This is a genomic window from Paenibacillus puldeungensis, assembly GCF_042678945.1.
Taxonomy (GTDB): Bacteria; Bacillota; Bacilli; order Paenibacillales; family Paenibacillaceae; genus Fontibacillus; species Fontibacillus puldeungensis.
In genome coordinates this window covers 100,417-108,479 of sequence record NZ_JBHTLM010000018.1, presented here as the reverse complement: position 1 = coordinate 108,479, position 8,063 = coordinate 100,417, and the positions used below count along the sequence as shown (strand labels likewise).

Below are 8,063 nucleotides of genomic sequence, written 5' to 3'. Positions count from 1 at the left end.
CTACGTGTTACTCACCCGTCCGCCGCTAAGCATCTAGAGTGCAAGCACTCTATCAGCTCCGCTCGACTTGCATGTATTAGGCACGCCGCCAGCGTTCGTCCTGAGCCAGGATCAAACTCTCCAATAAAGATGGAAGGAGTCCTTGTACCCGGAGGTACGAGGTGTTCCATCCAAGGATTTTTCGAGTGGACGCATCTCGAATTGCTCCGAGAAAATATCCAACCTTAAAATCCATTTATTTTAGAGCGATTAGCTCATTTCGTACTGACAAAGATGTAGTTTCTAATCGAAGTAAATCAATTCGAAACTTATCATCCCGTTCAAATCTATTTAAAACTCACTCGTTGTTCAGTTTTCAAAGATCAACTTCTTAGCCCTGCTTCAACAGCAGGAGTTATATCATATCATTTTGCAAGCTTCATAGCAAGTTGTATTTCTTACCATTTATCTTGTCGCTCCCCTGATAAAAATCAGCAGGAATTAGAATATATCATATAACTGATGTTTATTGCAAGAAGTAATTTTAACCACTTACCTCCTCGGTCCCTTTGATTCAGGGCCGGATTTATAGAATATCAGGTTTTGTTTCTTGTTTCAAGTGATAATTTCTTCCAGTCCTTCGCATTTGGTTACGAAAAACGACCGGACTCAGATCATAACACAGGAGCCGACATCAGTTCTACCAGAAAATATATCCATATCATTTTGACCAAAGAACATACAGAAAGGGCGAAGCACAAAGGCTTACACCCTCTTCATATAGGTTACCGGGGCAGTTCGATCCACTCAAAGGGCCGGTCTGCCGCCTTCACCCCGAACTCAATAATCGTTATGATAGTAACGGTTTCGGCTTTCGGTACGTATGGCTTCCCAGTCTCAAAAAACCGTACTAGGTCTGTAATAAATAACTGAAAGAAATTCGACGCAGGCTGAACCACCTTACTTTCACCCGGTCGGTACTTTACTGCTGCCTGAAAGGGACAACCGGACCCGATATTTTGCACCAATGCCTCTCTGCCATCCGCAAAGCCAATAAGCACGGCTGGTGTTTCCGGCGTACCAACATACATGACCCGAGTTGCATCCGTTCCTATCAGAGCGACGATCGGCTCGATTTGATGAATCGAGTAATTTTCAAATGTACCGGGGCCAAAAGAGCTTATATATTCGATGTCCGTTTTTTCAAGTTCCGAATACTCCGTCGCGTAGCGAAGTGCCGAGGAGGAAAATATCGGGGTTCCAGCCTCTTCAGCCCAAGCGAACAATTGGAGTGCCGACGTCCGATCCGGGGCAAATGTTTTATCGATATAGGTCGGTTTGCCCGACCCCAGCGCCAGTTCAGCGAGCTGAAGATGATATTCAGGATGATCGGGGGACAAAACGATCAAGTAATCACTCTTTTCCACTACCTCTTCAATGGATGATAGCAGCTCTACTCCATATTTTTCACACCATTCCGCATTGCTTATTCCATTTTCCGCATCCTTTAATCCATAGGCATAAGCCACTATCATATTGCCATCACTCGCATCCCGAATCCATGCCGGGTATTGGTTGGCGTGCCATTCATCCAGATAGTAGTCGATAAACCCTATTTTTTTCACACGTTCGCCCCCTCACTAATGAAGCTAATTTCCGATCCAGCTTCGGAAGAGTCGTAGATGGCCTGAATGATTTTCGATGACAGAATAACTGTATCAATATGCGACGGCAATTTCTCTCCGGTTTTTACACTTCGCAGAAAAGCGTCAATTTCATTTTGAAATTGATCCGTAGCCTTAAACTTCGGTGTCATTTCGAGCAAGGCACCATGTTTTGCCGTATATAATGTAAAATCGCTGCCATATTGCAACCGAATACCGGCCGTATCGCCTAAAAAATCAATATACATTTCGCCTACTCCGATATTTTGCGCCCAGGCACCGTTTAGTGTAATGGACGGCCCTTCCGTCCGGATCATCCCTGTTACAAAGTCGTCCACGTCATATGAACCCTCGTAATTTGGAGGCCCGGCCCACATATCCATGTAGGTATAATTCTTCAGATCTTTGCCAAGCTTGCAGTAGGTCTGTCCGGTAACCGTTATCGGCTGCGGATCCCCGGAGCAATACATCACGATATCTAAAAAATGAACGCCCCAATCAATCAATGCTCCTCCGCCGGCAATCGCTTTAGTCGTAAACGCACCGCCCAGTCCCGGTATTGAACGATGCGCTCGGAAGCTCACATACACGTGGTACAGCTCTCCCAATTCACCGTCTTCAATCATTTTTTTAATGATATTAACCCCAGTGTTAAAGCGGTTGACTACGCCGATGTTAAGAATTTTCCCTGTTTCATGCTGCGCCTTTTGCATTTCGAGCGCTTCCGTATACGTTCTAGCAGCCGGTTTCTCGCAGAGCACATGTTTTCCCGCCCGCAAACAAGCGATAGCAATGGAAGCATGCACATCATTTGGCGTACAGATGGATACGGCATCGACTTCGGGGTCTTCCAGAATCGTTTGATAGTCTTGGACTGCAACGCCGCAGCTATATTGTTTTACTGCCTTCTCTGCCCTTTCTATCACTATATCGCAAAAATACTTGATTTCTGCGTCCGGGTTAGCGATATAAGCGGGAATATGTGCATTATTTGCAATTGTACCGCAGCCGATAATGGCAACTTTCGTCTTTGTCATGTTTATCCTCCCGTTACTTGAATCCGGTTAAGGCCGAGCCGGATTTCATGAAATATTTTTGTCCGAAAAAATACAACACGATCATTGGTACTGTCATAATCGCGGCAGCCGCCATCAACATTTCCCATTGGGCCCCATGGTCCTGCAGGAAACCCTGCAATCCGACCGTGATCGTCCACTTGGACGCATCGTTTAAGTAAATGAGCGGTCCCATAAAATCGGTGTATGCCCAAACGAACGAAAAAAGTACAACCGTCGCGAGCGGTGGCTTTAATAAAGGCATCATAATTTGCGCATAAATGCGGACTTCCGAGGCACCGTCGATTTTGGCCGCTTCGAGTAGTTCGTTCGGAACGCCTAAAATAAACTGGCGCAATAAAAAGATAAAGAATGGCGCTCCAAAAAACGCACCGATCGTCAGCGGCAATATCGTGTTCACCCAGCCGAGATTCGAAAAAATGATATACTGCGGAATCATTTGCACCTGCGCCGGTAAAATCATCGTGGCCACGACGATCGTGAAGATCACGTTTCGTCCCTTCCACGGGATTTTGGAGATGGAATAGGCAACTAGTGGTGCAGAAAAGAGCTGACCAACTATGTTTACTAAACAAATAATTAGTGTATTTAGCATGTAATCGAAGAACGGTATTGTCTCGACAGCATTTTTGTAATTCACCCACTGAGGGGTAGCTGGAAAAATAGATGGTGGAAGCTCGAAAATTTCCTCCGGTGTTTTCAATGAGGTCAGGAGAAGCCAAACGAACGGAAAAAGAAAAAGTAAAGAAAACAGAACAAGGACAGCATGCGGAACAACCGTTTTACTTAAGCGATATTTTAAGCTGTGTCTTCGCCCGGTCCGCCCAGGTCCCGATACCGGCTCCAAAGTGTGTTCGGCCATCTCACTCACCCCCGTAATAAACCCAGCGTCCCGATGTCTTGAGCAGCACCGCCGTAATGATGAGAACAATGATAAACAAAATCCAGGCGAGCGCCGATGCATATCCCATTTTCAAAAAGACGAAGGCTTCCTGATAAAGGTTTACAGCGTAGAAAAGCAAGGATTGATCAGGCCCGCCGAGCGAACCTCCTCCATCGACCCTCCCGCCAGCTAAAATGTACGATTCCGTAAAAATCTGAAACGCGCCGATCAGCCCCATGATCAATTGGAACAGGATAACAGGGGATAACGCCGGAAGCGTTATTTTCCAAAATCGGTACCAAACGTTCGCTCCGTCAATATGCGCCGCCTCGTAATACTGCTGAGGAACGCCTTGAAGGGCAGCCAGGAAAATCAACGCGCTGGCCCCCGAGCCCCAGAGGCTCATCAATATGAGGGAAGGCTTCGTATAAGCCGGATCTAACAACCACGCCGGGTCCGTCAAACCGATAGAACGGAGAAAGATGTTAATGAGACCGTAATCGGGATTTAAAAGCCAGGTCCACAAAATGGCACTAGCAACGATCGGAATGACTGCCGGCAAGTAATAAATCGTGCGATACACCGAAATCCCTTTGACTTTAAAATTCAGCAGCAGAGCAATCAGTAGGGAGCTAACAAGGGTAATCGGTACGGCTATACCGGCCATGTAAAAAGTATTACGTAGCGATTTGTAGAAGCTTTCATCCTGAAGAATCTCTTTATAATTAGCGAGTCCGATCCACCTCGGAGGGTTGAACAAATCGTATTCCGTTAAGCTGAAATAGAGCGAGCCGAAAAACGGATAAACCGTAAAGGCAAGAAAGCCGATCAACCACGGGGAAGCAAAGGCCAGACCCTTCCAGAAGGTTTGCATCTCCCGCCTGGATATACGTTTATGCGATACCGCCCTATCTAAATTCATCGCCTCACCCCATTTTCCACGTTTTGAAAAAAGCTATTCCCACCCGCTTTGCAAGACGGGAATAGCTCTGTACCTTCATTGAGCTACTTCACTAAAGGTTGAATTTGGTCCTTCACCTTTTTGAGCCCTTCGTCCAGCGAGACTTTCCCCCGCAAAATGGCATCATACTGTTGGGACAATTCAGTCATATACTCGTTAGCAAATGTTGTCGCTGGGAAGGATTGTAGATTTGGACTTTTGGAATATTCTAAAAAATCCTTAAAGCCTTGAACGTTATCGTATATCGGATTACCAAACGCAGAGGTGCGGGTTGGCAGATTTCCGATAGCCGCCGTGAATTCCGCCATTTGCTCCGGCTCCGTCATCCATTTTAAGAACGCCCAGGAAGCATCGGGATGTTTAGCCCCTTTAGGAATATAGAAAACGCTGGTTGATACGCTGCCCGGATTTTTCAAATCGGGATGATTTTCATCGTATGGAATCGGTGCAATGCCGTAGTTGAGCTTCGGGGCAAACTGCTTAATAAACGTTGGAAGCCATTCTCCGTCAATCGACATAGCGTACTTACCGCTGAAGAATGGGTTTTGTGCTGACATGTACTTCCCAAGTCCAGCAGAGAAACGGTCAAGATTTTCAGAACCGTATTGATCCCAAATGCCCTTGGATAGAGAAATAGCAGCCTTAACCCCAGGATCGTCAGGAGTTACGGTTTTGCTGGCCTCATCATAGAACTTCCCGCCATAAGCATAGGTGAACGTATAAGTGTCCATTCCTGGCCATAACCCGAGCCGTTCGAGGCGACCATCCTTTTGAACAACGCTAAGCTTTTGAATATAATTCTTCAGCTCAACTATCGTCTTCGGAGGGCCGTCAAAACCGGCCTCGGCCAATAGGTCTTTGTTGTAAAACAGCATCAACACATGCATGGCGATCGGAATCGCGTAAGTTTTACCCTCATATTGTGAGGTTTTAAGTGCGGATGGCACAAAATCTTTTAAATCGACGCCGTCCTTAGCAATATAATCATCCAGAGGCATCATGGCCCCCTTCGCGCCCCAAGGCACAACATTTTGCCCGAACTGTGAGGCGATGTCAGGTGGATTCCCACCAGTGATAGCCGTCAGCTGCTTCTGATAATCGCTTTGTGAGAGCCCTTTCACCTGAATATTGGGATTGGCTTCATTCCACTTGGCAATCAGTTTCTCCAAGGCCTCGGCTTCGGGACCCGTCCAGCCGTACCAGAAGCTCAGCTTGATTTTCTCTGTTTCTCCTTCGGTGGAGGTCTTTTCCTTCGTCTCTGCATTCTTGCCGGCAGTTGGCTGGCTTTCTTTTTTATCGGATCCGCCCCCTGCACAACCGGCCATGATGGAAAACAACGCAGTTAGAATAAGAATCCATACGAATGATTTTCTTTTCATTTACTTGCCTCCCCACCGTATTTGGTAAAACGCACACACCATAACCCTCTTAGACAAGCAAAACCCCTTAAGCTTTTCTAACCATGTTTTGACGGCCTCACCTCCACCAAGGTTCAATTTTAAAGTGGAATATTTCTCCATTTTAGACTGCAAAGTGGGCATCACTAAACAGGCTGATCGCATAGCTCCCGTGTGGGTGGTTTACTCTCCCTTTACAATCCATATGTATATCTCGAGCGAACTTTCTATTCATTCGAAAAAATTCTCATCCTTGCCATTCTGCTTTTATGGTGAATTATATATTTATATTTATTACTATATGCGGATATTTTCTCCTTTGAGATCATATCAGTTCTATAAGGTTGTAAATCTATGAAGGAGGCCATGCCATGCTTGATAAATATTTATACCGCCATTCGTTTGTAAAAGCGTTGAAAAGAATGCTATGACAGCGAAGGTTGACTATTTGGATGGCTTACGAGGAGTTGCGGCCGGTGTCGTCGTTGTTACCCATTTTTTTCAAATATTCTTTCCGTCTGTTTTCGAAGGAAACCAACAAATATCGCATTATGCCTTTGAGCGCTTCGCATCTCAAACCCCTATCAACCTGTTGTTTAACGGTAATTTTTCAGTCTGCCTTTTCTTTGTTTTGAGTGGCTACGTCCTCAGTCACCGCTTTTTTCAGACCAAAGAAAATGAGATCGTGTACTCGTCCGCGCTTCGTAGATATCTACGACTGGCGATTCCCGCATTCTGTTCTGTCGTCATCGCTTATATAGCCATGCGGGTCGGATTCGGCTACTACGATAATATTCGTAATGTAACAATGTCCTCTATGCCGGATCCGTTTGAGGCGTCCCCTCGTTTCGGCACGATGCTGACGGAAACGTGGTTCCATACTTTCTTCACCTATGGTATGCAGTACAACCCGGTGCTTTGGACCATGACCTACGAATTGCTAGGCTCATTTCTCATTTTTGCATTCATATTACTCGTCGGCAGATATCGTATGAGATTCCCGCTCTATGCCCTATTCATCTGGTGGTTTCTCGACTCTTATTATCTTGGCTTTATGTTAGGCGTTCTCCTTAGCGATTTGAAAAATAGCGAGGGGATAAACCGGCTGTCCTTCCTGCAACGTCCATGGGTTACGACAATCCTCATGCTGTTTGGCTTTTACTTTGGATCGTTCCCATATGTGGATCCGGCAGGAACGATATATAGCGCGCTCGTGTGGAAAATGGATGGATTTTCGTTCTTCGTATTTTACCATGTATTAGGAGCCTTTCTGATCATAGCTGCACTGCTAACCAATCACACACTACAGAATACGTTCGGGAGCAAATGGATTGCCTACCTAGGGAAAATTTCCTTCTCGCTTTACCTCGTTCATTTTACGGTGATTTGTACGCTATCGAGTTACTTATTTGATCAGTGGAAAAATTTTATTCCTTACGGGATGAACGTTGTGGTCTCTTTTGCCGTTACACTCCCTGTAATCCTCGGTTTATCACATCTCTTTTACAAGTATGTCGATGCCAAGACCCTGCAGTTGCTTTCTGCGGGCAGTAGGCAGTTATTCGAATGGGTCAGGAAACAGAAAAAAGGGGGTGCAACGCGTTCGAAAAGCAATGGAATCAGCGGATAACTGCACCAGCCAATGTGATTGCAACCGAGACGCTCGTCGAGGTATCTAGAAAAAATCACTAAGGTGAACAACGGAGAAAAGGTTGCCCCGCTTCATGAGGCAACCTTTTTCACGAACTGAGTAACCAATTTATACGAGAGCTATTTCAACCCTTCCTCCGCCTCAAGCAAATTGGCCTGATCCTCCTGTAAGTCCTCTTTCGCAATTTCAATCGGTTCTGTGTTCATCCGTCCTTCGGCTTGAGAAACAGCGTGCTGAGCCTTTTCAATCGCATTCCTGGCATTACTCACCGTTGTTTCCGTGGGATGAGACTGTGCCTGTGTTACTGCACGATGCGCTTTCTTGACCGACTGCTGTGCCAGCGAAATCGGATTTTGCGATTGCATACTGGAAAACGGATTTGCCATATATATCCTCCTTCAGCAATGATGGTGATATACTGTAGTCCACTCTGATTTTGTGAAAAAAGCTCA

At 45.9% G+C, this 8,063-nt stretch carries 7 protein-coding genes and 1 rRNA gene; 1 reads left to right on the top strand and 7 read right to left on the bottom strand.

What is annotated here, in order from left to right:
- From ACFQ3W_RS20445 to ACFQ3W_RS20420, 6 genes are all read right to left on the bottom strand, one after another.
- Positions 1-127, bottom strand: a 16S ribosomal RNA gene (locus ACFQ3W_RS20445); the annotation flags it as partial.
- A gap of 637 nt (positions 128-764) precedes the next feature.
- Positions 765-1,604: a Gfo/Idh/MocA family oxidoreductase gene (locus ACFQ3W_RS20440; protein ID WP_379321084.1), complete on the bottom strand. Its 840-nt coding sequence runs from the start codon at positions 1,602-1,604 to the stop codon at positions 765-767.
- Positions 1,601-2,680: a Gfo/Idh/MocA family protein gene (locus ACFQ3W_RS20435; RefSeq protein WP_379321083.1), complete on the bottom strand. Its 1,080-nt coding sequence runs from the start codon at positions 2,678-2,680 to the stop codon at positions 1,601-1,603. Before ACFQ3W_RS20435 ends, ACFQ3W_RS20440 begins: the two co-directional genes overlap by 4 nt.
- 13 nt (positions 2,681-2,693) lie before the next feature.
- Complete coding sequence (locus tag ACFQ3W_RS20430) at positions 2,694-3,581, bottom strand: carbohydrate ABC transporter permease (protein ID WP_379321082.1); 888 nt, start codon at positions 3,579-3,581, stop codon at positions 2,694-2,696.
- Between the two features lies 1 nt (position 3,582).
- Positions 3,583-4,476: a carbohydrate ABC transporter permease gene (locus ACFQ3W_RS20425; RefSeq protein WP_379321093.1), complete on the bottom strand. Its 894-nt coding sequence runs from the start codon at positions 4,474-4,476 to the stop codon at positions 3,583-3,585.
- Between the two features lie 131 nt (positions 4,477-4,607).
- Positions 4,608-5,942 (bottom strand): ABC transporter substrate-binding protein, encoded by a 1,335-nt coding sequence (locus tag ACFQ3W_RS20420; protein ID WP_379321081.1) that lies wholly within the window; start codon positions 5,940-5,942, stop codon positions 4,608-4,610.
- Between the two features lie 445 nt (positions 5,943-6,387).
- Here ACFQ3W_RS20420 and ACFQ3W_RS20415 point away from each other — a divergent pair, with 445 nt between their 5' ends.
- Complete coding sequence (locus ACFQ3W_RS20415; protein WP_379321080.1) at positions 6,388-7,590, top strand: acyltransferase family protein; 1,203 nt, start codon at positions 6,388-6,390, stop codon at positions 7,588-7,590.
- Positions 7,591-7,730: 140 nt separating this feature from the next.
- Here ACFQ3W_RS20415 and ACFQ3W_RS20410 read toward each other — a convergent pair whose 3' ends face one another.
- Positions 7,731-7,997: a hypothetical protein gene (locus ACFQ3W_RS20410; protein WP_379321079.1), complete on the bottom strand. Its 267-nt coding sequence runs from the start codon at positions 7,995-7,997 to the stop codon at positions 7,731-7,733.
- Between the last annotated feature and the right edge of the window lie 66 nt (positions 7,998-8,063).